This window comes from Halosolutus gelatinilyticus (genome assembly GCF_023028105.1).
Classification (GTDB): Archaea; Halobacteriota; Halobacteria; order Halobacteriales; family Natrialbaceae; genus Halosolutus; species Halosolutus gelatinilyticus.
The window spans coordinates 3,204,118-3,228,963 of sequence record NZ_CP095491.1 but is presented as its reverse complement, the minus strand read 5'-3'; the positions used below and the strand labels follow the sequence as shown (position 1 = coordinate 3,228,963).

Annotated in this window: 29 protein-coding genes and 2 tRNA genes; 13 read left to right on the top strand and 18 right to left on the bottom strand. The window is 65.6% G+C overall.

What is annotated here, in order from left to right:
- Window positions 1–136 precede the first annotated feature (136 nt).
- Together MUH00_RS15855 and MUH00_RS15850 are read left to right on the top strand one after the other, a co-directional pair.
- The gene (locus MUH00_RS15855; protein WP_247000216.1) at window positions 137–889 is read left to right on the top strand and encodes a ribonuclease H-like domain-containing protein; all 753 of its coding nucleotides are present in this window, start codon (window positions 137–139) and stop codon (window positions 887–889) included.
- A gap of 117 nt (window positions 890–1,006) precedes the next feature.
- On the top strand, window positions 1,007–1,405 hold the full coding sequence (locus MUH00_RS15850) for an acyl-CoA thioesterase (protein WP_247000215.1): 399 nt from the start codon (window positions 1,007–1,009) through the stop codon (window positions 1,403–1,405).
- Window positions 1,406–1,461: 56 nt separating this feature from the next.
- On the opposite strand, the gene ddfA is transcribed toward MUH00_RS15850, so the two are convergent.
- The 7 genes from ddfA to mct form a co-directional block, all read right to left on the bottom strand.
- Window positions 1,462–1,752 carry a DdfA family disk-determining factor gene (ddfA, locus tag MUH00_RS15845; RefSeq protein ID WP_247003989.1) on the bottom strand — a complete coding sequence of 97 codons (291 nt, stop codon included), beginning with the start codon at window positions 1,750–1,752 and terminating at the stop codon, window positions 1,462–1,464.
- A gap of 359 nt (window positions 1,753–2,111) precedes the next feature.
- Window positions 2,112–2,185, bottom strand: a tRNA-Thr gene (locus MUH00_RS15840).
- A gap of 12 nt (window positions 2,186–2,197) precedes the next feature.
- The gene (locus tag MUH00_RS15835; RefSeq protein ID WP_247000213.1) at window positions 2,198–2,704 is read right to left on the bottom strand and encodes a GNAT family N-acetyltransferase; all 507 of its coding nucleotides are present in this window, start codon (window positions 2,702–2,704) and stop codon (window positions 2,198–2,200) included.
- A 94-nt stretch (window positions 2,705–2,798) separates the two neighbouring features.
- Window positions 2,799–3,401, bottom strand: coding sequence for a CBS domain-containing protein (locus MUH00_RS15830; protein WP_247000211.1), 603 nt, complete (start codon window positions 3,399–3,401; stop codon window positions 2,799–2,801).
- A 119-nt stretch (window positions 3,402–3,520) separates the two neighbouring features.
- Complete coding sequence (locus MUH00_RS15825; protein ID WP_247000209.1) at window positions 3,521–4,282, bottom strand: GTP cyclohydrolase III; 762 nt, start codon at window positions 4,280–4,282, stop codon at window positions 3,521–3,523.
- 136 nt (window positions 4,283–4,418) lie between these two features.
- Entirely contained in the window at window positions 4,419–4,745 is a 327-nt protein-coding gene (locus tag MUH00_RS15820) for a DUF5785 family protein (protein ID WP_247000206.1), read from the bottom strand.
- 82 nt (window positions 4,746–4,827) lie between these two features.
- Window positions 4,828–6,006 carry a succinyl-CoA:mesaconate CoA-transferase gene (gene mct / locus MUH00_RS15815; protein ID WP_247000204.1) on the bottom strand — a complete coding sequence of 393 codons (1,179 nt, stop codon included), beginning with the start codon at window positions 6,004–6,006 and terminating at the stop codon, window positions 4,828–4,830.
- A gap of 153 nt (window positions 6,007–6,159) precedes the next feature.
- Here mct and glmS point away from each other — a divergent pair, with 153 nt between their 5' ends.
- From glmS to citE, 5 genes are all read left to right on the top strand, one after another.
- Window positions 6,160–6,600 carry a methylaspartate mutase subunit S gene (gene glmS, locus MUH00_RS15810; RefSeq protein ID WP_247000202.1) on the top strand — a complete coding sequence of 147 codons (441 nt, stop codon included), beginning with the start codon at window positions 6,160–6,162 and terminating at the stop codon, window positions 6,598–6,600.
- Complete coding sequence (locus MUH00_RS15805; protein ID WP_247000200.1) at window positions 6,601–8,034, top strand: methylaspartate mutase subunit E; 1,434 nt, start codon at window positions 6,601–6,603, stop codon at window positions 8,032–8,034.
- Complete coding sequence (locus MUH00_RS15800) at window positions 8,034–9,311, top strand: methylaspartate ammonia-lyase (RefSeq protein WP_247000198.1); 1,278 nt, start codon at window positions 8,034–8,036, stop codon at window positions 9,309–9,311. Before MUH00_RS15805 ends, MUH00_RS15800 begins: the two co-directional genes overlap by 1 nt.
- The gene (gene mch, locus MUH00_RS15795; RefSeq protein WP_247000196.1) at window positions 9,304–10,467 is read left to right on the top strand and encodes a 2-methylfumaryl-CoA hydratase; all 1,164 of its coding nucleotides are present in this window, start codon (window positions 9,304–9,306) and stop codon (window positions 10,465–10,467) included. The genes MUH00_RS15800 and mch overlap by 8 nt, the downstream gene beginning before the upstream one ends.
- Window positions 10,468–10,564: 97 nt before the next feature.
- On the top strand, window positions 10,565–11,608 hold the full coding sequence (citE, locus tag MUH00_RS15790; RefSeq protein ID WP_247000194.1) for an L-malyl-CoA/beta-methylmalyl-CoA lyase: 1,044 nt from the start codon (window positions 10,565–10,567) through the stop codon (window positions 11,606–11,608).
- A 42-nt stretch (window positions 11,609–11,650) separates the two neighbouring features.
- Here the strand turns inward: citE and MUH00_RS15785 are convergent, their stop codons facing one another.
- The 3 genes from MUH00_RS15785 to MUH00_RS15775 all read right to left on the bottom strand — a co-directional run bounded on the left by MUH00_RS15785 (window position 11,651) and on the right by MUH00_RS15775 (window position 14,578).
- Window positions 11,651–12,160 (bottom strand): OsmC family protein, encoded by a 510-nt coding sequence (locus tag MUH00_RS15785; RefSeq protein ID WP_247000192.1) that lies wholly within the window; start codon window positions 12,158–12,160, stop codon window positions 11,651–11,653.
- A 77-nt stretch (window positions 12,161–12,237) separates the two neighbouring features.
- A complete protein-coding gene (locus MUH00_RS15780) occupies window positions 12,238–13,608 on the bottom strand; it encodes a hemolysin family protein (RefSeq protein ID WP_247000191.1) in 1,371 nt (456 codons plus the stop codon).
- Between the two features lie 160 nt (window positions 13,609–13,768).
- Window positions 13,769–14,578: a hypothetical protein gene (locus MUH00_RS15775; protein WP_247000188.1), complete on the bottom strand. Its 810-nt coding sequence runs from the start codon at window positions 14,576–14,578 to the stop codon at window positions 13,769–13,771.
- Window positions 14,579–14,697: 119 nt separating this feature from the next.
- Between MUH00_RS15775 and MUH00_RS15770 the strand changes: the two genes are divergently transcribed.
- A complete protein-coding gene (locus MUH00_RS15770) occupies window positions 14,698–15,255 on the top strand; it encodes a hypothetical protein (protein ID WP_247000186.1) in 558 nt (185 codons plus the stop codon).
- Window positions 15,256–15,517: 262 nt separating this feature from the next.
- On the opposite strand, the gene MUH00_RS15765 is transcribed toward MUH00_RS15770, so the two are convergent.
- Window positions 15,518–15,601, bottom strand: a tRNA-Ser gene (locus MUH00_RS15765).
- A gap of 41 nt (window positions 15,602–15,642) precedes the next feature.
- Window positions 15,643–16,383 (bottom strand): hypothetical protein, encoded by a 741-nt coding sequence (locus tag MUH00_RS15760; protein ID WP_247000185.1) that lies wholly within the window; start codon window positions 16,381–16,383, stop codon window positions 15,643–15,645.
- 106 nt (window positions 16,384–16,489) lie between these two features.
- On the opposite strand from MUH00_RS15760, the gene MUH00_RS15755 reads away from it, so the two are divergent.
- Window positions 16,490–16,708 carry a hypothetical protein gene (locus tag MUH00_RS15755; RefSeq protein ID WP_247000183.1) on the top strand — a complete coding sequence of 73 codons (219 nt, stop codon included), beginning with the start codon at window positions 16,490–16,492 and terminating at the stop codon, window positions 16,706–16,708.
- A 34-nt stretch (window positions 16,709–16,742) separates the two neighbouring features.
- Here MUH00_RS15755 and MUH00_RS15750 read toward each other — a convergent pair whose 3' ends face one another.
- The 5 genes from MUH00_RS15750 to MUH00_RS15730 all read right to left on the bottom strand — a co-directional run bounded on the left by MUH00_RS15750 (window position 16,743) and on the right by MUH00_RS15730 (window position 20,669).
- Window positions 16,743–17,390 (bottom strand): uracil-DNA glycosylase, encoded by a 648-nt coding sequence (locus tag MUH00_RS15750; RefSeq protein ID WP_247000181.1) that lies wholly within the window; start codon window positions 17,388–17,390, stop codon window positions 16,743–16,745.
- Between the two features lie 115 nt (window positions 17,391–17,505).
- Window positions 17,506–18,522: a helix-hairpin-helix domain-containing protein gene (locus MUH00_RS15745; RefSeq protein WP_247000179.1), complete on the bottom strand. Its 1,017-nt coding sequence runs from the start codon at window positions 18,520–18,522 to the stop codon at window positions 17,506–17,508.
- Window positions 18,523–18,935: 413 nt separating this feature from the next.
- Entirely contained in the window at window positions 18,936–19,178 is a 243-nt protein-coding gene (locus MUH00_RS15740; protein WP_247000177.1) for a DUF7976 family protein, read from the bottom strand.
- Window positions 19,175–20,251, bottom strand: a complete 1,077-nt coding sequence (locus tag MUH00_RS15735; protein ID WP_247000175.1) for an Mrp/NBP35 family ATP-binding protein — start codon at window positions 20,249–20,251, stop codon at window positions 19,175–19,177. The genes MUH00_RS15740 and MUH00_RS15735 overlap by 4 nt, the downstream gene beginning before the upstream one ends.
- A 94-nt stretch (window positions 20,252–20,345) precedes the next feature.
- Entirely contained in the window at window positions 20,346–20,669 is a 324-nt protein-coding gene (locus tag MUH00_RS15730; RefSeq protein WP_247000173.1) for a DUF7969 family protein, read from the bottom strand.
- Window positions 20,670–20,786: 117 nt separating this feature from the next.
- Between MUH00_RS15730 and MUH00_RS15725 the strand changes: the two genes are divergently transcribed.
- From MUH00_RS15725 to MUH00_RS15710, 4 genes are all read left to right on the top strand, one after another.
- Window positions 20,787–21,104 (top strand): DUF5783 family protein, encoded by a 318-nt coding sequence (locus MUH00_RS15725; RefSeq protein ID WP_247000171.1) that lies wholly within the window; start codon window positions 20,787–20,789, stop codon window positions 21,102–21,104.
- Window positions 21,105–21,240: 136 nt separating this feature from the next.
- Window positions 21,241–21,444 (top strand): hypothetical protein, encoded by a 204-nt coding sequence (locus tag MUH00_RS15720; RefSeq protein WP_247000169.1) that lies wholly within the window; start codon window positions 21,241–21,243, stop codon window positions 21,442–21,444.
- Window positions 21,445–21,597: 153 nt separating this feature from the next.
- Entirely contained in the window at window positions 21,598–22,449 is an 852-nt protein-coding gene (locus MUH00_RS15715) for an eIF2B alpha/beta/delta subunit family protein (RefSeq protein ID WP_247000167.1), read from the top strand.
- A gap of 156 nt (window positions 22,450–22,605) precedes the next feature.
- Window positions 22,606–23,892, top strand: a complete 1,287-nt coding sequence (locus MUH00_RS15710; RefSeq protein WP_247000166.1) for a TIGR00341 family protein — start codon at window positions 22,606–22,608, stop codon at window positions 23,890–23,892.
- 24 nt (window positions 23,893–23,916) lie between these two features.
- Here MUH00_RS15710 and MUH00_RS15705 read toward each other — a convergent pair whose 3' ends face one another.
- The gene (locus tag MUH00_RS15705) at window positions 23,917–24,615 is read right to left on the bottom strand and encodes a ThuA domain-containing protein (protein ID WP_247000164.1); all 699 of its coding nucleotides are present in this window, start codon (window positions 24,613–24,615) and stop codon (window positions 23,917–23,919) included.
- Window positions 24,616–24,846: the final 231 nt, after the last annotated feature.

Here is a 24,846-nt window from a genome sequence, read left to right as displayed (position 1 = left end):
CGCGCTCACGGGTCGCTACGCTCCCCGTTCGCGATTCGCGGTTCAAAGCGAACGAAGTGAGCGAGAACCGCGCTTGCTCCGAACCGCGCACTGGCCGATCCAAGCGTTTTTCACATCCCGGCGCCCCTGCACTGGTGTGCGAATCGAGAACAGTTTCATTCCCGTTCGCGGCGTCGGCGAGATCACCGAACGCCGGCTATGGGAGAACGGAATCACTCACTGGGACGAGTTCGACGGCAGCGTGGTCGGCGACACCCTCGCCGATCGGATCGAAACGTTCATCGACGACGGGCGAACCCACCTGGAACGGGGCGACGTCTCCGTCTTCGCCGACGCGCTCCCCGCCACGAGTCGGTGGCGGCTCTACGAGAACGTCAGGGCGGAGACGTGCTTTCTCGACATCGAAACCACGGGCCTGAACCCGAGTTGCAACGACGTCACGACGGTCAGCCTCCACCGGGACGGGGAGACGGCGACGTTCGTCAAGGGGCGCGATCTCACGGCTCGTCGACTCGAATCCGAACTCGCGGACGCCGCGTTGCTGGCCACGTTCAACGGGCAGCGCTTCGACGTCCCCTTCCTCGAAACGTGTTTCGATATCGACGTCTCCATCCCCCACGTCGATCTCATGTACCCCTGCAAGAAACTCGGTCTCGACGGCGGGTTGAAAGCGATCGAATGCGAGCTGGGGATCGATCGCGATGTGCCGGAGATCAGCGGTCGCGACGCCGTCCGCCTCTGGTACGAATACGAGGGTGGCGACGAAGCGGCCCTCGAGACGCTAATCGAGTACAACCGGGCCGACACGGCGAACATGGAGCCGCTGATGGAACTCGTCACCGATCGGCTCCACGAGACCGTCTTCGAAGCGGCCCGTTCTGACGGGTAACCGACGCACCGATCCGATGAGCGCGACTCGCAAATTTCCGCCGGCTGTACCGGCCGGCGGCGCCCCGCACGATCTCGCACGTACTTATACGGTCGTTCACTTCGTAGCCCCGGAAACATGACCGGATACACGTACGAAACCGATATCGACGTCCGGCTTCGGGACATCGATTTCATGGGCCACGTCAACAACGCCGTCTACGCGACCTATCTCGAACAGGCCAGGGAACGCTTTTTCATCGACGTCGTCGGCGTCTCACTCGCCGACGCGGCGACGGTCCTGGCGAACCTTGAGATCGACTACGCTCGGCCGATCGAGGCCGGCCAGGACGTCTCCGTCGCCCTCCGAGTTCCCGAACTCGGCGATTCGAGCGTCCCGATGGCGTACGAGATCCGCGCCGACGGACAGCGGGCGGCGACGGCGCGGACCGTTCAGGTGATCGTCGACCGGGAAACGGGCCGATCGGCGCCGATCCCGGCGGCGTGGCGGTCTCGAATCGAGGCGCATCGGGACTGACCGCATCGCCACTGGGGTTGGCGAGGTATCCGCGAAACGCGACAGAAGACGTCTGCTCAGGAACTCCGTTCGAGTTCGGCGAGTTCCACCTCACCGGAATCCGTTACGGCGACGTGATACCCGCAAAAGGGGAATTCGACCCGTCCGGTCGATCGACTCGCCCCGTTCTCTCGGGGGGCAAACAGTGAATCGAGCGCTTCGGGGTTGACCGCGTCGTAGAGTGCATCGTACTCCGGCGGTTCGAGATCGATCGGATCGATACCTTCGCGCTCGGCGATTGCAGCGATAACCTTGTAACTAAGTGACATGCCTTCGTCGGCATCCGAACGATCGAGCGAGAGTAGCATCGACCAGAGTCTTTCTTCGATCAGATATAAATCCTCTGGCCCCAACGCGTGCTTGTAGCACATATATGTCCTTCAATGACCGCTATCCGACACTCCAGTATATTTTGGACGTCGAGTTCGCAATGATCTATCGATATTCGATACTTACTGAACGTTTCAAGGGATAATATTCGTCGGGCAAGCAGGGGTTGTACGGACAGGTGACCGACTCATCCGTCGCGTGACACTATTCCGCGGTGGGGGAATTGATACGAGTTTCGATATCCTGCTGTCGATCTGTTCGATCGATTTCGGATCAATCGAGAGGACTACTAGAAGTACGTCATTTTCCCGGTCGCGTCGGATACCGGATCGAGGGAAGCCAGGGCGGGGATTTGAACCCCGGAAGTCTCGATTACAAGTCGAGTGCATGAACCGCCCATGCTCCCCTGGCGCTACCGATTCCTTATCCGTCCTCCTTTGAGTGTGTGTCGTTTTCCGACGAATCGTCGATCGATCGGGCCATCCCGATCCGGTAGGTGTCGTACCCGCGATCCCGGTAGAACCGTCTCGCGGCCTCGTTGTCGGCCATCGCTTCGAGGATCACCACCTCCGCGCCCCGGTCGGCGAGTTTCTCCTCGGCGACCTCGAGCAACGCGGCGCCGATTCCCCGATCCCGATAGTCGGGTTCGACGTAGAGGTTCGAGAGCAGCCCTCGCGTGGCGTCGAGTTCCAGCGACCCGCGCTCGATCGAGAACGTGGCGAATCCGACGAGGTCGTCGTCCGCGCGGGCGACGAGTAGGCCGCCCGTATGCAGGTGGGCGGCGAGTGTGTCCCGCATCGCCGTCCGGTTCGCCCCGGCGCGGACGTACGAGCCGTGATCGCGCTGGCTGCGAGCCAGCCGAACCCACAGCTCCGCGATCGCGTCGAGATCGGCCCGCGTCGCCGGCTCGATCGTCGGCTGAACGGTCATTACGCATCTTCTCGACCGCGAACCCGAAATGGCTTCTGCTCGGCACTGGGCGGGTTTCGAATGGGAAGCAAGGATCGGAGAACGGCGGCGACGCTCACACCGATCGACAGTCGGAACAGACCAGCTGCCCGTTGGCGTCCCACAGCGAGTCGGCGAGCGAGCCGCACGCCTCGCAGACGCCCTGCGTCGAGTACTCGTCGCCGCCGTTGGGGAGCAGTTGCGGTTCCTCGACGGCGGGGCGGGCGTTCGTCCCCTCGACGGGCCGTTCGTCTTCGATCGAGCGATCGATCCCCTGCGCAGGCGACGGTGTCGCCTGGAGCGAGCCCGCCGCGGTGATGACGTCCCGCTGGGTGACGACGCCGAGCAGTTCGTCCTCGTCCTCGACGACGATGTTTCGCACGTTTTCGCGGGCCATCGTGGTGGCGACGTCGGCGAGGGAGCGATCGGGGGAGACCGAGACGACCGGCGAGGTCATGACCTCCGCGACCGGCGTTTCGGCCGGATCGCCTTCGTCGGCGACGAGTCCGAGGACGTCCCACTCGGTCATGACGCCGATCGGTTCCGATCCGCGGAGCACGACGACGCTACTGGTTTGCTCTTCCCGCATCAGCCGGACGGCGCCGAGGACGCTATCCGACTCGCTGGCCCCGACGAATTCGGTCGTCAGGACTTCTCTGACCGACAGTTCCGATCCCATGTGCGAACAATACGCACACATCGGCTAAAAGCTACCTCCGGCACGTTTAAGAGAATACGCAGTGAAGTTCGACATTCCGGCGTCGTCCGGCGGTTTTTGCGCCCGAGAGAGCCGACAGATTACCAGTCGAGTTCGACCCTCGTTCCGTCGGCTCGACAGGTTTCGAGGGCGTGTTTCGCACCCATTCCGGCCTCGTGTGCGGTGGCCCCGCGGCCGACGCCGACCTGGAGTTCGACGTCGACTGTCGCTTGGACGTGGTAGATCGCGTCCTCGTAGTCGGCGGCCTCGAGGTCGGGACAGACGACGATGACGTTGTCTCCGCCGACGAAAAACGAGAGGCTGTCGTGGGCGTAGCGCATGTGTCGCATCAGTTCCGCGTACCCCTGTTCGATCTCGATGAACGTGTCGAAGGCGTTGAGTTCGTCCGTGTACTGGCCCGTGGCGTTGATCACGTCGAAGTGGGCGATCTGGACGTCCCCGTCGGTCCGGTACTCGTCTTCGACGACGCGACCTTCGAGACACTCCCGGCGGTTCTTGTCCTGCGCGCTGCCGGCGTTCTGAATCAACGAGGTGGCGTCGGCGAGCGCCTGCACCGGCGTCGTTCCGGTCGCGACGCCGAGGCTGAGCGTCACGGGATACCGGTTCCCCACGGACTCCTGGAGGAGTTCGTGGTCCGAAAGCGAGAGGCCGTTCGTGACGGCGATCATATTGTCGAAGCGGGTGAAGAACACGTACCCGTAGCGATTCCCGACGAACTGGGAGATGTCGGCGTAGAGCCGAGACTGGAGGGTCTGGAGGTCGGCTTCACGGCGCGGCTCCGGCGTCACCGTCCACGGCCCGTAGTTGTCGATCTGAACGAGCGTTACCTGCGTGTTGGTCACGGTGCCCGAAAATTTCGAACGGCCTCGTATAAGTGATACGTAATCCAGATTCGTGATGCGGCCGCGACGAGGCCACAGATCGACGCGATCGTGCGCTGGGCGGGCGATCGCACAACTGAATACGGAATCGCCCGGGTTACGCGGGTTTCTTCTCCGGATCCGACCCTTCCGGGTGGTACTCCCAGAAGCCGCCGGCGCGCATCGCGTTCCCGACGGCCTTGTGCATGTCGACCATCGTCTCGAACTCCTCGGGTTCGACGTACTCGAAGATCTCCCGGAGCGGAACGACCGTCCGGTAGTTGATCCGGATCGGATCGTCGCCGTACTCCTCGACGAACTCGTCGCGGGAGAGGGTGAAGTCCTCCTCCTCGTCGATCTTCTTGGCGATGATCGCCATGTCGTACTTGCGCATCCCTTCGCTTCCCTCCTCCCCGTCGGGATCGTGTGGCCAGTCCGCGCTCATACCCGGACGTGTGTGTGGGGGGCGCAAAAGGGTTACTCTTGCCCGCGGACCGACCGACCTCGCTTCCGGCGAGAGCCGTCCGTCAGTCGTCGGCCGTCGGCTCCGCGTCCGCCGTCTCGCCCAGTATCTCCTCGCGGTGTTCGTTCAGTAGCGGCGCCCGACCGCGCGGTCTCGGGTTCGTCGCCGTCATCTTGATCGGCGAGCCCGAGATCTCGACCTCGGCGTCGGCGCCGGGCTGTTCGACCGGAACGAGCATCTCTCGTGCGTGCACGTGCGGATCCTCGAAGATGTCTTCCGTGTTCTGGACTGGAGCGACCGGGACGCGTCCCTCGAGCGCGTCGATCAGCTCCTCGTTCCCGAGGTCGGCCGCCCACGCGGCGATCTCCTCGCGCAGTTCGTCGCGGTTCTCGAGCCGCGAGGCCGGGTCGGGGTAGTCGGCCGCGAGATCCGGCCGATCCATCGCCTCGCAGACCGCCCGCCAGTGGTTGTCGCCGAACGCGGCGATAACCGCGTGCCCGTCCGCCGTCTCGAAGGCATCGTAGGGGAACAGCGTCGGGTGGGAGTTGCCGCGTCGGGACGGCGGCTCGCCCGTGTAGGATTGCTGGTAGATCGCCCGCTCGGTCATGCTGATCATCGCGTCGTACATCGCGGTGTCGACGTACTGACCCTCGCCGGTTTGCTCGCGGTGGTTGACCGCCGCGAGGATCCCGATGCAGTTCAGCGTCGCCGTGAAGAGATCGCCGATTCCGGGACCGACCTTCGTCGGGGGGCCGTCCTCGTGGCCCGTGATCTCCATCACGCCGCCGAGCGCCTGCGCGATAAGATCGAACGAGGGCTGGCCCTGCCTGTGCGTCTCGCCCGTACGCGGATCGCCGAAGCCGCGGATCGAGGAGTAGATGAGCTCCGGATTGTACTTCCTGAGCGTCTCGTAGCCGAGATCGTACTTCTCCATCGTCCCCGATCGGTAGTTCTCGACGACGACGTCGGCCTCCTCGACGAGCGAGAGGAAGTCCTCGCGATCGGCCTCATCGCCGAAGTTCAGTTCGATGCTTCGCTTGCCGCGGTTGACGCTCTGGAAGTAGCCGCCGTAGGCCTCGTATTCCGGATCGTCGACGAACGGCGGGTTCGATCGAATGAGGTCGCCGCCGGGGCGTTCGATCTTCACAACATCCGCGCCCATGTCCGCGAGCAACATCGTACAGTACGGACCGGCGAGAACCTGGGTCAGGTCGAGGACGCGTAGGTTCGACAGTGCTCCCATGTAGGCGTTCATTCCGAACCAGCCCCAAAACCTTTACTATAGATCATGAAGATTTGTGATTGTGTCCCATACGAGGGCTGAAAACGTCCTTAAAGAATATTATCATGGAAGATCATTAAGTTTATAGTCGCGTCTCTCAATCGGTTGGATACGATGTCCCAAACGGTCGTCCTCGGCGTGATCGGTTCCGACGCTCACGTCGTTGGCATCACGATATTAGAGCAGGCCTTCAGTGCAGCTGGCTTCGACGTCGTCAACCTCGGCGTCCAGACCTCCCAAGAGGAGTTCGCCGAGGCAGCGGTAGCACACGACGCGGGCGCCGTACTGGTCTCCTCGCTCTACGGCCACGCCGAGCAGGACTGCCGGGGCTTCCACGAGGTTCTCGAGGAGCACGACGTGGACGCTGTCACCTACATCGGCGGCAACCTCGCCGTCGGACAGGACGACTTCGAGCGGACCCGCGAGACCTTCCGCGAACTCGGGTTCGATCGCGTCTTCGACTCCGAGACCGATCCGGAGGACGCGATCGCGGCCCTCAAACAGGATCTCCAGATCACTCCGACGGAGTCGAAGCGCGTCACCGTCAACTCCTAAATGATACGAGACGAACGCATACCCGCCGACGAGCTACGGCGTATCGACGAGGAGATCCGGTCCGACTGGTCCACGGGGGCGGACGTCGACTTCGAGGACGCGATCGCGTACCACGAGTCGCTGCCCGACGCCAAGCGGTTCGCGGACGTTCTCGAGTCGGCGACCAAGCCGCTCTTACAGCCCCGAGCCGGGGTGCCCCGGCTCGACGACCAGATCGAACTCCTCGAGTACCTCCACCGGGAGGGGCAGGCCGACCTGCTACCCACGACGATCGACTCGTACACGCGCGACAACGAGTACGAGAAGGCCCAGGAGGGACTCGAGAAAGCCCGCGAAACCGATGAGGATACCCTCAACGGGTTCCCCGCCGTCAACCACGGCGTCGAGGGCTGTCGCGAACTGATCGACTCGATCGACGCCCCGATCGAGGTCCGCCACGGCACCCCCGACGCGCGGCTGCTCGCAGCGACCACCTTCGCCGGCGGCTTCCAGAGCTTCGAGGGCGGACCGATCTCGTACAACATCCCGTACACGAAACGCCACGGGCTCGAGGAGACGATCGAGAAGTGGCAGTTCGTCGACCGGCTCGCGGGCGCGTACACCGAACGCGGCGTGCGGATCAACCGCGAGCCGTTCGGCCCACTGACCGGGACGCTCGTCCCGCCGTCGATCGCGATCGCGATCATGATCGTCGAGGGGCAACTCGCGGCGACCCAGGGCGTCCGCTCCATCACGCTCGGCTACGGCCAGGTCGGTAACGTCGTCCAGGACGTCGCCGCCCTCCGGGCGCTGCGGTCGCTCGGCGAGGAGCACCTCCCCGACGAGGTCGTCGTCACGACCGTCTTCCACGAGTGGATGGGCGGCTTCCCGCCCGACGAGGCCCGCGCCAACGGCGTGATCGGTCTCGGCGGGATGACCGCTGCGATCGCGAAGCCGGACAAAGTCATCACCAAGTCGCCCCAGGAGTTCCAGGGAGTTCCGACCAAGGAGGCCAACGCCGCCGGCCTGCGCACGACCCGACAAGTTATCGACATGGCGATCGAACAGGAGATCGACATCGACGGCGTCGGGGAGGAACAGGGTCTCATCGAGCGCGAGACGCGCTGCCTGATGGGTACCATCTTCGAGCACGGCGACGGCGACGTGGTTCAGGGGACGATCAAGGCGTTCGACTCCGGCGCGCTCGACGTCCCGTTCGCGCCGAGCGACAGCGCGCGAGGCGACGTTCTGCCGGCTCGCGACGACGACGGTCGGGTCCGCATCTACGAGTGGGCAGACCTCGCGATGGACGACGAGATCAAGGAGATCCACAAGGCGCGACTCTCCCAGCGGGCGGCCACGGAGGGTCGCGACCAGTCGTTTCGCATGGTGGCCGACGACGTCGATGCGATCAGCGACGGAAAACTCATCGGTCGACCCCAGGGTGATGTCTGATGCAAATCGAAGCAATCCACGCGACCCCCGGGTATTCGGGGTTCTTCTTCGACGACCAGCGCGCGATCAAGGACGGTGCACGGCAGGACGGATTCACCTACGACGGCGAGCCCGTCACCGACGGCTTCGACGAGATCCGCCAGGCGGGCGAGACGATCGTCGTCGATGTCGAACTCGCGGACAGGACCGTCCACCGCGGCGACTGCGCCGCGGTCCAGTACTCCGGGGCCGGCGGGCGCGATCCGCTGTTCACGGCCGCGGAGTACGCGCCCGTCGTCGAGGGCCCCGTCGCCGAGGCGCTCGTCGGCCGCGACGCGACCGACTTCCTCGACAACGCCGAACTGCTCGAGGAGTTGCAGGTGGAGGGCGATCGGCTCCACACGGCGATCCGGTACGGCGTCTCGCAGGCGCTGCTGACCGCTGCCGCGGAGGCCCGGCGGACGACGAAAACGGACGTGCTGGCCGACGCACTCGGCGCCGAACCCGCGACTGAGCCGGTGCCGGTCTTCGGTCAGTCCGGCGACGATCGGTACACGAACGCAGAGAAGATGTTCGTCAAGGGCGTCCCCGTCCTCCCGCACGCGCTGATCAATAGCGTCGAGAAGATCGGCAGGGACGGCGAGACCCTCATCGAGTACGTGGAGTGGCTGGTCGACCGATCGCAGGAACTCGGCCCCGACGGCTACGAGCCGCGGTTTCACGTCGACGTGTACGGGATGATCGGCGAGCTCTTCGGCGCACCCTACGATCGCGACGAGGTGATCGACTACTTCGCCGCGATCGAGGTGGCCGCCGCGCCGTACCCGATCCAGATCGAGGGGCCGATGGACGCCGGCGGCCGCGAGGACCAGATCGCGGCGATGGTCGAACTCCGCGAGGGGCTCCGATCGGCGGGCGTCGACGTCGACATCGTCGCCGACGAGTGGTGTAACACCGTCGAGGACGTGCGGGCGTTCGTCGACGCCGAGGCAGCCGATTTCGTGCAGGTCAAGACGCCCGATCTGGGCGGCATCCATCGCAGCGGGCAGGCGGTCCGCTACTGCGAGGGAACCGAGACCCAAGCGTATCTGGGCGGCACCTGCAACGAGACCGAAACCTCCGCACGCGCCTGCGCGCACGTCGCGCTCGCGACGAACGCCGCGCAGGTGCTCGCGAAGCCCGGCATGGGCTTCGACGAAGGGTACATGATCGTCGAGAACGAGATGCGGCGGACGATCGCCCGCCGGAAGCGAGACTGTACGACGACTGAGACAGACGAGATCACCGCAGATGACTGATTGGACCGATCCAGACACATTCGCAAAGGCGATCGAACAGGTCGAGACCAAGGAGAAGGGGAACTACTTCGAGAACTTCGAAGAGGGGGACGTCATCGAACACGATCCCGGTTTCACCATCACGAGGTGGGGCAACGAGGCGTGGATGAGTCAGACGCTCAACCACGACTCCGCCTACTGGCGGACCGACGCCGCGAACGCGCGCGGGTTCGACGAACCGCCGATCCACCCGGACTACCTCACCGCGGCCACGCTCGGCATCACCGTGGAGGATCTGAGCGAGAAGGGCGGCTACTTCCTCGGCCGCACCGACGTTCGGTTCCCCGGCGCGCCCGTCTACGCGGGCACCGAACTCCGCGTCGAGAGCGAAGTGGTCAGCACAGCGACCTCGAGTTCCCGCCCGGAGTACGGCATCGTCTCCTGGCGAACACGAGGGAAAGACGCCGAAACGGGCGAGGTGCTTTGCACTTACGAACGGACGAACATGATCCCGCGGCGCGAGCCGATGGCGACCGACGGAGGCAGTGGGGGTACCGACGGCGCGCGATCCTCGTCGGAGCGCAGCTCCGACGGTGGTGCCACAGCCGCCGAAGAAGACGGCGACGACGGTCCCGACCTCCCCGCGGAATTCGTCACGCCGGAGGGCGGCTACTTCGAGGACTTCGTCGACGCGCTCGATGCGGCCGAGGGTCGCGACGCCGCCGTCGCTTACCGCCACGAGCGCGGCCGCACGCAGGACAACGTCACCGTCGCCTCGTTGCCGCTCGCGACGCTCAACACCGCCAAGCAGCACCACAACGTCGACGTGATGGCCGACTCACCGTCGGGCGACATCGTCACCTACGGCGACGTCACCCGATCGACGGCGCTCGGCCACGCCCGATCGGACGAACGGACCTGGCGCGAGGTGGGCTTCGACGATGAGAAGTTCCACACCTTCGTCACGCCCGGCGACACCGTCTACGCGTTCACGCGCGTCCTCTCCGCCGCGGACAGCGTCGAGGACACCTCGACTGGCACTCGGATGTCGTCCGAGAACGACGTCTCGACCGACGAGGCGGGGACGGTCCGGTTCGAACACATCGCGTTCAACCAAGACGACGATCCCGTCTACTCGGGGACGCGAACGGCGGAGATTCAGAAGCGGCCGAATTGAACCGATCGGGCGCCGTCCGAACCGAGACGATCGACCACCACGACCGACCGCAGACATCAGCGATCCCAACGAATCCGGCCAACGCAACCACGAACACATGACCGACGACATCCGACTCTGTCGAACCTTCCAGACCGCACCGGCCGCCGTTCCGAAAGACGACTCGGCGAAGTACCTCCGTTCCGGCCTCGAGGCCGAGGGCTTCCAGGCGCCCGACTGGCTCGTCCCCGACATGGAAGACGGCACGGCGCCGAACATGAAGGACGAGGGCTTAGAGAACACGATCGACCTCGTCCCCGAACACGAGTTCCCGGGGGAGATCTGGCCTCGCGTCGAGTGGAGCTACGAGGACGCATCGTTCCGCGATCGGGGCCGCGAGCAGACCGATCGCCTCGTCGCGGAGATCGGCGACGAGATCGAGGGCGTCGTCGTCCCGAAGGTCGGCCGCGTCGAGGACGTGCGACGCGCCGCCGAGGTCGTCGCCGAAGCCGAGGCCGAACACGGGCATCCCGACGGCTCGATCGGCCTCTCGATCATCGTCGAGACCGGCCGGGCACGATCGGACCTCCGAGAAATCTCGAGGTTCGGCGAGCAGTCTCGGCTCACCGCACTCGTGTTCGGCCCCGTCGACTACGCCGCCGAACTCGGCGCCCGCGACCTCGGCGACGGTCGCCCGCGCTGGGACGCCCTCTTAGAGGAGCTCTCGAACGAGGCCAGCGCCGCCGGGTTACTCTCGATCGGCGGGCCGTTCGACGACCTGTTCAAAGAGCGCGCCGGCCTGACCTACTACAACGCGGACGCCTACGCGGACCAGGTCGAACACGAGGCCCACCTCGGGCTCGACGGCTCCTGGTCGCTGTACCCGAAGCAGACGATCCAGGCCAACACGATCCACATGCCCACGCCAGCGGAGCTGGAACGCGACGTGAGCAAGATCGAGCGGTTCAACGCGGCCAAGGCCGAGGGCACCGGCGCCGTCACCCTCGACGGCCAGATGGTCGACGAGGCCACGTTCAAGGTCTTCCGGAACACGATCCTGCAGGTCCGGGCGATCGACGAGACGCGGCCGGAGCAGACCGCAGACTACTACGACGCGGACCTGCTCGATCGGGCGCTCGATCTCGAACTGTCCTACAAGTAGCGGCCGCCGTTTTTCCGCCGGTTTCCGGGTAGCGCGCCGCCGTTACTCGAACGACCAGGACGTCTCGATGCTCGGCGGATTCTCCAGCGTCTGGTACACCACGCAGTAGCGTTCGGTGTACTTCTCGACCGCCGCTTTCGTGTCTTCCTTGAGGTCGCCCTCGACAGAGACGTCGAGGCGGATGTCCTCGAAGCCGACCGGGACGTCCTCGTCGACGCCCATGGTGCCGCGGAGGTCGAGGTCGCCGCCGGCCTCGACGCTCACGTCGGCGTCGACGCCGAAGTTCTCGATCACGGCCTGGGCGGTGAGTTGTGCGCACGCGGCGAGCGCCCCCAGCAGGAGGTCGCCGGAACAAGCGCCCGATCCGGGGCCGCCGGCCCCTTCGTGCAACTCCGCCTCGTAGATCGCGCGACCGATGTCGACGCTACACGCTCGGGCGTCCTCGTCCTGCTCGTCGCCGGTCGCGGTGAGCGTGATCTGGGCCGCTTCGGGGTTCTTCTCGTACTCCTTTTTCAACGGTTCTTGTTCTTCCCGCAAGTCAGTATCTACCACGCTAGTGTGTCTGGCCGGCACGAAAAAAGAAGCTATGGGGCGAGTGACCGCCCGCGGCCGGTGTCGGACAGCGTCGGTCAGTTGGACTGATCGGACTCGTCATACTCGACTGACTCTCCCCGCCGCTGTCCCTCCTGAATCACGATCGAGGAGACGCGAGCGCCGTCGACGCGATCGACCGTGAGCGCGTAACCGTCGACCTCGACTCGGTCGCCAGCCTCCGGCGCGCGCCCCAGTCGATCGAGGACGAGGCCGCCGATCGTTCCGAACTCGTCCGCTTCGAAATCGGCGTCCAGGCGCTCGTTGACCTCGGAGAGGGGAATGGCCCCGTCGACGAGGTACGCACCGTCCTCGCGGCGATCGATCGAGGGTTCGCGGCCGTCGACGTCGAACTCGTCGCGGAGGTCGCCGACGACCGCTTCGACGACGTCTTCGACGGTCGCGATCCCCTCGAAGACGCCCCACTCGTCGATCACCCCGGCGAGCTGGCGCTGCTCGCGCTGGAACTGTCGCAGGAGGTCGCCGATCGTGGCGGTCTCGGGGACGACCGGCACGTCTCGTGCGATGTCCCCGACCGTCGCGTGGTCCCACTGCCCGTCGCCGTCGTCGGCGTCGATCGCCCGCAACAGATCCTTGACGTCGACGTAACCGACCATCTGGTCGCCGTCGTTGGCGTCGAGAACCGGATACCGGGTGTGACCCGCGTCGAGGACCAGCGATCGAAGTTCCGAGAGAGGGAGATCGGCGGGGACGGAAACGACGTCCGGTCGGGGGACCATGACTTCCCGGACGGCCGTGTCGTCGAGTTCGAAGACGTGCTCGATCATCTCCACTTCGCCCTTATCGATCTCTCCCTCGTGCCCGGAGCGCGACAACACGGTCAGAATCTCCTCCTCGGAGAGCGTTTCATCGGTTTCCGAAGCGGGCGGGATGCCGATCAGGCGCGTGAAGAAGTTCGCCGTCCCGTTGAAGACGATGATTCCGGGGACGAACAGGTAGTAGAAGACCTTCATCGGAGGGGAGACCAGCAGGGCGACACGCTCGGCCTCGGCGATGGATATCGTCTTCGGCGCGAGTTCGCCGAAGACGACGTGCAGGAACGTGATGAAGCCGAAGCCAATGGCGAACGAAACGAGGTGGAGAGTGCCCTCGGGCAGGACGGGGGCGAGAACCGGTTCGAGCAACGCCGCGACGGCGGGTTCGCCGAGCCAGCCGAGTCCCAGCGAGGCGATCGTAATCCCCAGCTGGGTGACGGCAAGGTAGTCGTCGAGGTTTTCGACGGCCTCCTGCAGGAGTTCCGATCCCGCCTGCCCCTCCTCGACGAGCGTTTCGACGGCCGTCGATCGGATCCGGACGTACGAGAACTCGGCGGCGACGAAGAATCCGTTCAGGAAGACGAGAAAGAACGCGCCGGCCAGCCGCGCCGCGGAGAGCGCGACGTCTACCATCTCCCCCTCGCCGGAACCCGCGTCCGTCTCGACGCCGTCTGCTCGTCGGTCTCAAGCGTCCGCGATCGGTCGCCGATTGCGTTCGTGGCGGCGGCAGTGATCATACTCGAGTATCGTACCCCCGACGGGATAGGCGCACCGGAGACAGGTGCAACGAGGCCTAGATGGTGAGCAACAGGAGCGAGTACCCCGCCGCCCCGGCGGTGAACGACCAGAACCTGCTGCGGCGCTCGGATGGGAGTTCCTCCTTGATCACGTTGAGAACGACGCCCCCGGAGAGGAACGCGAACAGGACCGCGAGCGTGAACTCGCCGACGGTCGTCGCGTAGCCGACGAGGAGGCCGAGAACTACCGCCACGGCGAGCACCCAGCGGCCGTATCCGCGGTAGAACCGCCCGTGGTGATCGCGGAGGCCGACGTCGTTCACGACGAAGTGCATCGCCATCGCGACGAAAAAGAACGCCAGGTTCACCGCACCCGGCGTCTCGGGGTGGACGAGGAGGTAGCCGATCAGCGCGTTGTACGCGGCGAACGACCCCGTGTGCAGCCAGAAGACTCCGTCCGACGAGTCACGATCGTCCGCTCGCCGTGGGTGGTTCGACTCGGCGTTCGAGGTCGAATCCGCGAGATCGACGGGGGACTCGAACCCGACCTCGGCGAACCGTTCGAGCCCGTAGAAGGCGATGAACCCCGCGAGCGTGACGAGGTAGATGTGGTAGTCGATCGCAGCGAGGATCGTCCCGCTCTCGTCGATCGTCTCCGCGGCGGCCCCGACCTGGGGGAGGATGTGGACGAAGACGTACGCGACTGAGACGCCGCCGGCGAACGAGAGCCATCGGCTTCGCGGGATCGCGTTGAGGAATCGAAGTCGGCCCGCGAAGACGTGAACGAGCGCGAGACCGATCGCGAACAGCGGGGCGAGAACGTCGACGACCCCGCTCGTGGGAGCGACGGATAGCAATCCGCCCATCGGTTCCCTCGTCGCTGCGATCGTCGCGTGCATCCCTCTCACCACATTCGATCGTCACCGCCTTGGCCTCGCTGCAGGCGAGGCACCTACCCTCTTCCGCGACGTCGCCTCGAACGGGGATGGTCAACGCATTCTGGCTCGATCGGGACCTCGAGAGGACCGCGAGGTGGCTCGTCGATCGACACGTCACGAGCAGCGTCTTCGAGTGCTCGATGGTGCTCACGACCGCGATCCAATTGAACGGCTACCCGGAATCGCCGCCCGAGGCCGAGGGCCGGGACCTGTACTTCACGCACCCCGACCACCCGCTCACCCGATGGGCGGCGCGGTCGTACGATAACTGGCGGCTGCTCGAAGCGTACACGCGGGCGGCCCACGAGGAGTGGCGGTACCGGTGGGACCACGAGTCAGACGATCGACACGGCTGCTGGGCCACCGTTCGATCGCTGGACGCCGACGCGGTTCGGGACCTCGAATGGCCGACCGATCGATCCGAAGACCCGCCCCAGGTCACGGGACGGTGGACGGCCGACGACGTCGTCGACGCCTACCGCTACTACTACGCGAACGAAAAGCGCCACCTGTTCCAGTGGTCGAAGGACCGATCGATGCCGCCGTGGATCCCCGACTACACGGTGCCCGAGGACGGCGATCGATCGGATGATGGAGGTGAGTGAGCGGGAGGCAGACGATGGTTCGATCGCTGTCGCTCACGAAATCGCTCCAATAGGTCGCGGAAAAACGGTGGGGATGGGATTCGAACTACGCCCAGACGTGCTCGCTTCGCTGCGCGCGACTGGTCTAATTGAAACCCCGTCTTGACGCCTTCACACTCGCGATACTCCTCGTGGTTCGAAAGACGCTCCGCGTCTTTCGTCATCACGAGACGGCTTCGCCGTCTCGAACGACTGCGCTCGTCGTGGTGTGCTCGCGAGAAGGCGGTGGGGATGGGATTCGAACCCATGAGGCTTGACAGCCACCTGCTCTCAAGGCAGGCGCGTTAGGCCGCTTCGCTACCCCACCTCACCACCCCCTTTTCCTCGCGCCCAAAAATGGTTATCGGTCTACCCCCGATCGAGATCCCGGTCCGGCCCGACGACCAGCCCCAGTTCCTCGACGATCGCAGCCGTCGTCTCTCCTCCTGGTCGGTCGGTCGTCGATCGGGCGTCGAGCCCCGCGATCGTCGCGCACAGCCCCGCTTCGGTCTCGATCGTCGGGAGCGTCGGCGCGAATCCGAGGCTTCGATCGGCCTCCTCCGCTCGGGCCGAAAGCGTCGACAACGCGGGCGCGTCGTACGCGTCGGTGAAGTCGATCGTCTCGGCGAAGCCGGCGAAGTAGACCCCGCCGGCGGTCGACGGCCCGAGCACGACGTCGTGGCGGCGCAGGGTCATCGCCGCGCCGTCGAGTTCCATCCGGGCCACCAGCGGCGCCGTCGGTTCGAGGACGCCGACGCTCTGAGCGTCCTCGCGTTCGAGCAAGTGGGTGACGGTGTTTCCGACCCTGGCGGCGCGGGTCGACCCGACCTGGCGTTCGAATCGGACGTTTTCGACGTCCGGAAGGGCGTCGGCCGCGAGCGCTCGGATCTCGGCCTCGGGATCGCCGTTCGCGTGGTCGTCGGGAAGGGCCTCCGCGTCACGGTAGTTGACCAGCAAGTCGCCGCCGCTCGACGCGGCGGCCCGAAGCACGTCGGTCGCTGCGGCCTCGTAGAGCGCGACCGCCTCCGACTCCGAGACCGGCGTCCGATCGACGAGCGACGACAGCACCAGCCCGTCCCGGGGCGGATCGACCGGGACCACGATGATCATACGCTCACTCCGGCCCGGCCGGCCTTGAACGCGGCGCTTCCGCCCGGTCCGCACGGGACGTGCCATCCCCCGACGACTTATGAGGCCCGAGCGTGTGCGGTCCCGTATGGATATTCGAACGAGTACCGGGTTGCTCGCGACCCTCACGGCCGTCCTGCTGGGGATCGTCGGCGTCTGGGGGTTCGTCGACGGCTACCTGCTCGGTTCTCCCGGCGCATGGTTCGCGCCGACGATCGGATCGCTCGTCGTCGCCGCGATCGCCGTCGGGACGCTGGTGCTGCTCGGCGCTCGATCGAAGCGATGGCGCGAGAATCCCTACTGGTAGACGGTCCGCCTTCGCCCGCCGACCGAACTCGGTTCTAGCGCTCCTGGCGCCCCTTCGTCTGCCGGTAGTCCGACGCCATCAGCTCGACGAAGTGCTCGAGCCACGCCTGGGTCTGGTCGTCGGTCTGCTCGCGGGGCTCGATCATCGGGACGAGCTCGAAGCCGCGGCCGCGGATCGTGGTCGCATGCGTCTCCGGCAGCGAGAGCTTCTCCGCCGGTGTCGTCGTGTACTCCTCGCCGAGCTCCTCGAGGGCGCGCTCGCCAACGGGGACGAGGATCTCCGGGTTGATCATCCGGATCTCCGCGTTGAGGTAGGGCTCGCAGGTGTCCACCTCCTCGTCGGTGGGTCGCCGATCGGGATCGCGACAGCGGGTGAGGTTCGTCAGGTAGACGTTCTCGACGCGCGGCCGCTCCGGGGGCGATGTCGCGTCGCAGAGGCCCACCCGTTCGAGCATCCGACGAAGGGAGGTTCCGGCCGCGTCGTCGGCACCGCCGGGAGCCGCAAACGGGGCCCCCAGCTCGTCCGCGGTCGCGGTCGGTCGCTCGCCGACGAACAGGAAGTCAGCGCCGACGTCGCCGTAGCCGTGAACGACGTTGGTGCGCGTCTCGCAGAGCGCCGGACAGTTCCGACACTCCTCGTCCATGCCGAAGGGGTTCGCTCGGGATCGCTGATTCGCGTCCACATTCGATCCTGGCGGTAGAAAACTAAAAGCAACGCGCCTGACGGGCAACGTTCACGCGAGCGCCAAAATACTGCGGTCGACGAGACGAGGTTCGAAAATCGAACGGGTGCTGCGATTATTCTTGGGAGCGCGCCGCGTCGATCCATTGGGCGGCGTTCGCTTCCGAGATATCGGCGGCTTCGGCGACGGCGCTCGCTTGCGCGTCGGCGAGGTCGCCGATCGTCTCGATGCCCGCTTCGGCGAGGCGATCGGCGTAGGTCCGGCCGACGCCGTCGATCGATTGCAGGCCCTCGTCGGCAACTTCAATCCCGCCTTCGGCCGCGGTTTCGATCGCGTCGTTCGTTTCCGGCCTCGCGTCTGCGGTCGCCTCGGCGGCTTCGCCGACCAGATCCTGGGTGCTCTCCCGAGTCGTTTCGGCGACGTCTCCGGTTTGCTGCTGGGCCGTCCTGACGGTCTCGGTGACCCGCTCGGATTGCTGCTGGATGGCCTCGGTGGCCTGCTCGGTCTGTTGCTGGACGTTCTCGGTCGCCTCCTCGGCGAGCCGAACGCCCTCGACCGCCTGCTGTTCGGTCTCCTGTTGCGCCTCGATCACCGACTCGATTGACTCGGCGACCACCGTCTGCTGCTGCTCGGTCAGGTCGTCGAACGCATCGAGGAACTCCGACTCGAATTCGTCCCAGGCTTCGTCCTGCGTCCGTTCGAACTCGTCGAACCCCTCGTCGATGGCCGACCGGACGTCGTACCCGTCCGCGTCGAGGACCGATTCGATCGCGTCGAACTGCGCGTGCAGCAGGTGCTGGAACAGGTCGGCGCTCTGCTCGAACCCCTCGTTCAGCAGTTCCTGGGTCTGCGTTGCGTTCTCCTCGAACTGCTGGTCGATCGTCGATCGGACGTCGTACCCGTTCTCGTCCATCGCCGCCTCGAACGCCTCGAGTTGGGCGTCGAAGAGCTGGCGGACGAGTTCGGTTCCCTGGCTCTGAGCGCTTCGCTGCGCCGCGATTCCGTTGCGGAGGAGCGTTTCGGCGGCGTTTTCCTGCATTTCGAGTCCGCTCTCGAACAGTTGCTGGCTTTGCTTGATCGACTGGCGCTGCAGTTCGAACGTGGCTTCGATCGGTGTCGTTACGTTAGTCATGGAAATCACCGGATTCAGTGACGGGCCGTCGGGCGCCTCGTCGCTGGTTCGTATCCGGACGGAGCGGCCACACTCGGATAAGTAATACCCTTGCATGGGTACAAGAACCATCAGATGGTATGGAAATGCAGCCACCGACGTGCGAGGTGTGGGAATACGTTCATCGGATAGTGCAGGGACACGTGACCGATCGCGAATGCACATGAGCAGACAGTCAGTACCGGAATCGACACGGATCGGAGACGCCGCTACCAGACCACGAACCGCGGGGACGCATGGACTGCGCTCCGCCGATCGGCCGTGCTATCGGGTCGGTTCTCCGCGTTGGATTCGGCCGCTTTCGACGCAGTACGGACACTCGAACGATCGACGGCGTTCGGCGTCGGTCGACGACTCGAGCGCGGTTCGATCGGTCAGCGATCGAGCCCGCCGCGTTCGACGACCTCGAGGATGAACTTCACGTTTCGAACGATCTCTTCGGGCGTCGTCTCCTCGTCCTCGTCGTAGAGGTCGCTCGTCCGGTACAGAACGTTCGCCAGTTGTTTGCTCTCGCTGGTCTCGCCCCGAATCTCGTCGGCGATTTCGCGGAGGGTGGCGACGCGTTCCGGGTCCGGTTCGAACCGATCGTCCGCCTCGGTCTCGTCTGCGGCGGTCATCGATCGGCGGAGGGGGCCCGGTTGCGCTGCGTTTGAGAGATGCTGCGCCGGTGGACGATCCCGGTGTTGTTGGCGACGTTCTCGACGATCGTCCGGAAGGCGTCTGCGGTCCCATCCCCGTCGGCGAGGACGGTCGGCTTGCCGCCGTCGCCGCCCTCGCGAACGGACGGATCGAGCGGGATCGACCCGAGGAACGGCAACTCGTGTTCGTCGGCGAACGCCTCGCCGCCGCCGGAGCCGAAGATGTCGTGTTCGCCGCCGCAGTCGGGGCAGGCGAACGTCGACATGTTCTCGGCGATGCCGAGCACGACGGTGTCGTGCTTGGCGAACATCTCGAGGCCCTTGCGGGCGTCGTCGAGCGCCACGGCCTGGGGCGTCGTGACGATGACCGCGCCGGTGACGGGCATGGTCTGGAGCATCGTCAGCTGGGTGTCGCCGGTCCCCGGCGGCAGGTCGACGACGAGGTAGTCGAGGTGGCCCCACTCGACGTCCTCCGTTAGCTGCGTGATGACCTTGTGGACCATCGGGCCGCGCCAGATGACGGGATCGTCCTTGCCGGTGAGGAATGCCATGCTCATCAGCTTCACGCCGTACTTCTCGGGCGGGACGAGGGTTTCGTCCTCGGTGGCCATCGGCGGCTCGTCGGCGTCGACCATTCGGGGGACGTTCGGCCCGTAAACGTCGGCGTCGAACAGCCCCACGCGGGCCCCGAGTTGCGAGAGGCCGGCGGCGAGGTTGACCGCCACGGTCGACTTGCCGACGCCCCCTTTCCCGGAGGCGACGGCGATCACGTTCTTGACGTTCGGCAGGACCTGTTCCTCGGCGGCGAGGTCGTCGCGATCGGGGATGCTCGCGGAGAGATCGACCTCGAGGCCCTCCTCGGAGAGCGCCCCGCGAACCTCGCCGGCGAGGGCCGTCTCCGTCGGGGAGTACGGCGCGCCGAGCGCGAGATCGATATCGACTCGATCGCCGTCGATAGCGATCTCGTTGACGAGCCCGAGCGAGACGATGTCGTCGCCGAGTTCCGGATCTTCGACCGTCCGGAGGCGGTCGCGAACAGCGGATTCGTCCATACAGGTAGCAGCGGTCCGCGGTCGAAAAGGATTGTGTTCACTACGGACGGTGCCAGCGCTCGGTGACCCGGTAGGCGGTCCGGACGATCGATGACTACGCGTTAAAATCGAACCGCGGCCCGCCGTAAGTCGGCGGATCGGGATCGAGTTCGACGCCGCGTTCGTACCGGACGAAGTTAAGGTAGAAGGGCCGCCCGCAGCCGTCGATCGGTTCGCCCTCCGGATCGGTGACGGGGCCGTCCTCGCCGCAGACGAACGCGATCCCGTCGGCCGATTCGAGGTTCTCGTCGTCCGGGTGGGCGTACTCCCATCCCGGCTGGCGAACCGTGGTGACCGATCGGTCCGCGAGATCGGGCGCGCGCTCGACGCCGGTGACGGCGCCGCAGTGCGGACAGGCGTATCGGACGGTGACGGTCATCGGCGGGACTAGGTCCGTCACGGACGTAAGCCTGCGGACTTCACCGGAGGGAGTCGGCGATCGGCACCCGAATCCCGCTCCCACCAGCGTTATCCGTCTCCACCCGAACGGGCGGATATGACCGAATTCGACCCGGCGAAGTTCGAGGAGAAGTACGTCCACTACTTCGAGGAACTCCAGGAGGCGTACTCGAACGCCTACCAGCAGTTACACGGCCGGTACGACTCAGAGGTCCTCCGCGCGATCGATCGGCAGATACTGAGCGAGAGCGAACCCGTTTACGAGGGAAACGGCGAGTTCCGAGTCGACCTTCCGGACAACCCTGCCGATCGCGTTCCGAACGTCGCCGAGCACGACCAGTTCGAGGTCGTCCTCGAGGAGCTCGTCGATCGGATCGAGGCCGAGTTGTGTCGGGGCTTCGAGTTCAAGGAGTGACGATCGGGGCACGGGGTGCGACGATCGAGTGATCCGCGAGTACCGATCGGGTGATCCAAACCGACGATCGGACGTCCGCGACGCGTACCTGATTCGAAGGGACTAGCGTTTTGCATGTACTCGTCGTAGACCGGGCATGGACACGGAGGGTCTCGGGGAAGTCGCCGTCCACTACGTCGTGATGCTGATGATCCTGTTTCTCGCGCTGATGGCGTTGAACGCGGTGATCGAATCGCCGAGCTTCTGGCTCGAACTCGCCATCGTCTTCGTGGTGGCGTTTTCGTACCGACCGATCGTGCTCGGTCTCGGGATGGCCCCGAGCCGGTGGGAGCAGCAGTAACGCTGTACACCCCGCGTTCCGATCGGCGGCGGCGCTCGGGAACTGTCGTGAGCGTCCGTCGTCCTCGTTCCCGGTCCGTTCGGGACAGAGATCCGATCGTTTCCGGTGACGGTACCCGGAACACCTTTGCCGCTGACGGGAATTCGTGCAGGTATGATCGACGAGACGGTCGAGGAAATCCAGGAGATGAAGACCCACAGCTCCTCGGTAGTCGCCGTAAACGCGACCCGCGCCCTCGAGGAACTGATCGACCGCGAGTTCGCCACCGTCGAGGAGTACGAGCGGGCGCTCGAACGGAACGGGCGAGCGCTCCGTCGGGCGAATCCTTCGCACGCCTCGCTGCAGAACGCCGTTCGCGCGGTCGTCGACCAGGTGACGGCCACGGGAGCCGACAGCGTCGAGGAAGCCAAGGGGTACACGACGGAGGCGATCGCCGACGTCGTCGCGCAGGTCGAGTCGGGCAAGCGACGAGCGGCGGAGAACGCCGTGGCCCACCTCGAAGACGGCGCGACGCTGCTGACTCACGACTACTCCTCGACGGTGATCGAAGCCCTCGAACGGGCGGTCGAGGCCGGCAAGTCGTTCGACGTCTACATCACGGAGGCCCGGCCGCGATACATCGGGCGCAAGACGGCCCGGACGCTCGCCGAACTCGACGGGATCGACCCGACCCTGATCATCGACAGCGCGAACGGACTCTACCTGCCGAAGTGCGATCAGGTCGTCGTCGGGATGGACTGCATCGTCGACGACACGCTGTACAACCGGGTCGGAACCTTCCCGATCGCGACGACTGCGGCCCACCTCGACGTGCCCGTCACCGTCGTCGGCGCGTCGTCGAAGATCGTCACCGAGGGGTTCGTCTTCGAGAACGAGTTCCGACCGGGCAGCGAAGTCATGCCCGAACCCGCGGACGGGTTCGCCGTCGAGAACCCGGCCTACGACGCCACGCCCGTTTCGCTGCTCGACAGCGTCATCACCGACGACGGCCGCCAGGAATTCTGAGCGGTCGGACGCGGCCGCGACCGATCGTCGAAGAGGCCCCGGCCGCCGGTTCGATCCGTCGATCGTCCGTTCGATCGGGACGTCGGAGAGACGCGGGAACCTGACAGTCGCGCGCGCGTGCAGACAGGCTATCTCCTCGTCCGTCGTAGAGGTGTCATGCGCCTGGTACAGGTGTTCGTTCCGCACGGCGATCTCGATCTCGTTCTCGAGACCGCCGATACGACGGGCGTCGAGTACGCCGTCTCCGAGGAGACGAGCGGCGGAGAGTTCGAGGCGCTCGTCTCGATCCCCACCTCGCCGGAAACCGTCGAACCGTTTCTCTCCGCGCTTCGCGCCGCCGGACTCGACGAGGATTCGTACACTGTCGTCACGACCGCGGAGACGATCATCTCGAACCGATCGGGAACCGCCTCGGGCCCCGCCGCCGGGACCCGAATTTCGCGAGATGAACTGCGGTCGCGGGCCGCGGCGCTCGCACCCGCGGCGTCGACGTATTACCTGTTGCTCGTGGTGAGTACGGCGATCGCGACGGCCGGATTGTTGCTCGATTCTGCAGCGACGATCATCGGAGCGATGGTCGTTGCACCGCTGATGGGGCCGGCGCTCGCGGCGAGCGTCGGCGTCGTCGTCGACGACGAGGATCTCGCGAGTCGGGGCGTCGTCCTGCAACTCGGTGGGCTCCTCGCCGCGATCGCGACCGCGGCGGCGCTCGGCTGGCTGCTCAGAGGGACCGTGTTGCTCCCGCCCGGATTCGACATCACGACCGTTCCGCAGGTCAGAGAGCGAATCACGCCGAGCGCGCTCGCGCTCTTTCTCGCGCTCGGCTCCGGTGTGGCGGGGATCATCAGCCTCGTCCGCGACGTCGGCTCGGTGCTCGTCGGCGTGGCGATCGCGATCGCCCTCGTCCCGCCGGCGGCCACCGTCGGACTCGGCATCGCCTGGGGACACCCCGAAGTCGTCGTCACCGCGGGTACGCTCGTCCTCGTCAACCTGCTCTCGGTCAACCTCACCGCGCTGATCGTGCTGTGGGTCTCGGGATACAGACCTCACCGGTCGGATCGGGTCGATCACGCCTACGGGCGGCTGCGATCGCGAGTCGTCGTGCTCCTCGTCGCGATCGCCGTCCTCTCGGTCGTCCTCGGGGGCGTCACCTACGGGACCTACCAGACCGCCGCCGTCGAGCACGATATCCAGACCGAACTCGAGATGATGAGCGACGATTCCGTGTTCGGAGAGCTTCGGTTCCGAGCGGTCGACGTCGAGTACGAACTCGTCGACGTCTACACGGGTGCTCAGCCGTCCGTAACCGTCGTCGTCGAGCGGCCGCCCGGCGAACGGGAGCCGCCCGATTTCGCCGATCGCGTGCGCGATCGACTGGAAGACGCGGCCGGGGTCGACCTCGACGTCACCGTTGAACTCGTCGACGCGCAGCGAAGCGGCTGATGCCGCGGCGTCCGTCCCGCCGCGTCAGTCTCGCCGGCCGAACGATCGCGGCGAGCCCTCGACGGGGCTGGCCCAGTCGACGGCGTTGTCGATGACTTGCTGGACGGCCTCGTTCTCGTAGATCGGGTACGTCTCGTGGCCCGGTCGGAAGTAGAAGACCCGGCCCTTCCCGCGCCGGTAGCAACAGCCGCTGCGGAACACCTCGCCGCCCTCGAACCAGCTGACGAACACCAGCCGATCGGGTTCCGGGATGTCGAACGGCTCCCCGTACATCTCGGTCTCGGGGAGTTCGATCGACTCGTCGAGGCCGTCGGCGATCGGGTGGCCGGGATCGACGACCCACAGCCGCTCGGTGGCGCCGTCCTCGCGCCACTGGAGGCTACAGGAGGTCCCCGTGAGCCGCTTGAAGATCTTCGCATAATGGCCCGAGTGGAGGACGATCAGTCCCATTCCCTCTAGCACGCGCTCGTACACTCGATCGACGACCTCGTCGCTCACTTCGTCGTGGGCGACGTGGCCCCACCAACAGAGGACGTCGGTCTCCGCGAGCACGTCCTCGGTGAGTCCATGCTCCGGCTCGTCCAGGGTCGCAGTTCGAACCTCGCGGCCGCGATCGGTCAAGAACTCGGCGATCGTCTCGTGGATCCCGTCGGGGTAGACGGCAGCGGCGTCGTCGTCTTCGCGCTCGTGTCGAAACTCGTTCCAGATCGTGACGGCTCCCATACCCGAACTGTCGCGCTCGGACGATCTTAGCTCGGGCGGTTTCTCGACGCGAATACCGGATAAAAGTTTGGATACTGCTGTCAGAATCGGTCACTGTCTGATAAATCCTATCATTCTCGCTGAACGGTAGAACGATTGCACAGATTAATCAGTCACAACCCTTATTTTGGTCGCTACCTGTGTACCTCTATGGACTCCTGGAATCGCACGCAACTGACGTCGAAACGACTC

Excerpts from the sequence above, each read along its gene's own strand:
- MUH00_RS15830 (WP_247000211.1), bottom strand. The coding sequence starts at position 3,401 with ATGGGATCGGAACTGTCGGTCAGAGAAGTCCTGACGACCGAATTCGTC.
- MUH00_RS15835 (WP_247000213.1), bottom strand. The coding sequence starts at position 2,704 with ATGACCGTTCAGCCGACGATCGAGCCGGCGACGCGGGCCGATCTCGAC.
- MUH00_RS15725 (WP_247000171.1), top strand. The coding sequence starts at position 20,787 with ATGACCGAATTCGACCCGGCGAAGTTCGAGGAGAAGTACGTCCACTAC.
- MUH00_RS15770 (WP_247000186.1), top strand. The coding sequence starts at position 14,698 with ATGGTCAACGCATTCTGGCTCGATCGGGACCTCGAGAGGACCGCGAGG.
- MUH00_RS15780 (WP_247000191.1), bottom strand. The coding sequence starts at position 13,608 with ATGGTAGACGTCGCGCTCTCCGCGGCGCGGCTGGCCGGCGCGTTCTTT.
- MUH00_RS15705 (WP_247000164.1), bottom strand. The coding sequence starts at position 24,615 with ATGGGAGCCGTCACGATCTGGAACGAGTTTCGACACGAGCGCGAAGAC.
- MUH00_RS15850 (WP_247000215.1), top strand. The coding sequence starts at position 1,007 with ATGACCGGATACACGTACGAAACCGATATCGACGTCCGGCTTCGGGAC.
- citE (WP_247000194.1), top strand. The coding sequence starts at position 10,565 with ATGACCGACGACATCCGACTCTGTCGAACCTTCCAGACCGCACCGGCC.
- MUH00_RS15760 (WP_247000185.1), bottom strand. The coding sequence starts at position 16,383 with ATGATCATCGTGGTCCCGGTCGATCCGCCCCGGGACGGGCTGGTGCTG.
- MUH00_RS15720 (WP_247000169.1), top strand. The coding sequence starts at position 21,241 with ATGGACACGGAGGGTCTCGGGGAAGTCGCCGTCCACTACGTCGTGATG.
- MUH00_RS15775 (WP_247000188.1), bottom strand. The coding sequence starts at position 14,578 with ATGGGCGGATTGCTATCCGTCGCTCCCACGAGCGGGGTCGTCGACGTT.
- mch (WP_247000196.1), top strand. The coding sequence starts at position 9,304 with ATGACTGATTGGACCGATCCAGACACATTCGCAAAGGCGATCGAACAG.
- mct (WP_247000204.1), bottom strand. The coding sequence starts at position 6,006 with ATGGGAGCACTGTCGAACCTACGCGTCCTCGACCTGACCCAGGTTCTC.
- MUH00_RS15735 (WP_247000175.1), bottom strand. The coding sequence starts at position 20,251 with ATGGACGAATCCGCTGTTCGCGACCGCCTCCGGACGGTCGAAGATCCG.
- MUH00_RS15710 (WP_247000166.1), top strand. The coding sequence starts at position 22,606 with ATGCGCCTGGTACAGGTGTTCGTTCCGCACGGCGATCTCGATCTCGTT.
- MUH00_RS15820 (WP_247000206.1), bottom strand. The coding sequence starts at position 4,745 with ATGAGCGCGGACTGGCCACACGATCCCGACGGGGAGGAGGGAAGCGAA.
- MUH00_RS15800 (WP_247000198.1), top strand. The coding sequence starts at position 8,034 with ATGCAAATCGAAGCAATCCACGCGACCCCCGGGTATTCGGGGTTCTTC.
- MUH00_RS15745 (WP_247000179.1), bottom strand. The coding sequence starts at position 18,522 with ATGACTAACGTAACGACACCGATCGAAGCCACGTTCGAACTGCAGCGC.
- MUH00_RS15805 (WP_247000200.1), top strand. The coding sequence starts at position 6,601 with ATGATACGAGACGAACGCATACCCGCCGACGAGCTACGGCGTATCGAC.
- MUH00_RS15730 (WP_247000173.1), bottom strand. The coding sequence starts at position 20,669 with ATGACCGTCACCGTCCGATACGCCTGTCCGCACTGCGGCGCCGTCACC.
- MUH00_RS15755 (WP_247000183.1), top strand. The coding sequence starts at position 16,490 with ATGGATATTCGAACGAGTACCGGGTTGCTCGCGACCCTCACGGCCGTC.
- ddfA (WP_247003989.1), bottom strand. The coding sequence starts at position 1,752 with ATGCTACTCTCGCTCGATCGTTCGGATGCCGACGAAGGCATGTCACTT.
- glmS (WP_247000202.1), top strand. The coding sequence starts at position 6,160 with ATGTCCCAAACGGTCGTCCTCGGCGTGATCGGTTCCGACGCTCACGTC.
- MUH00_RS15740 (WP_247000177.1), bottom strand. The coding sequence starts at position 19,178 with ATGACCGCCGCAGACGAGACCGAGGCGGACGATCGGTTCGAACCGGAC.
- MUH00_RS15715 (WP_247000167.1), top strand. The coding sequence starts at position 21,598 with ATGATCGACGAGACGGTCGAGGAAATCCAGGAGATGAAGACCCACAGC.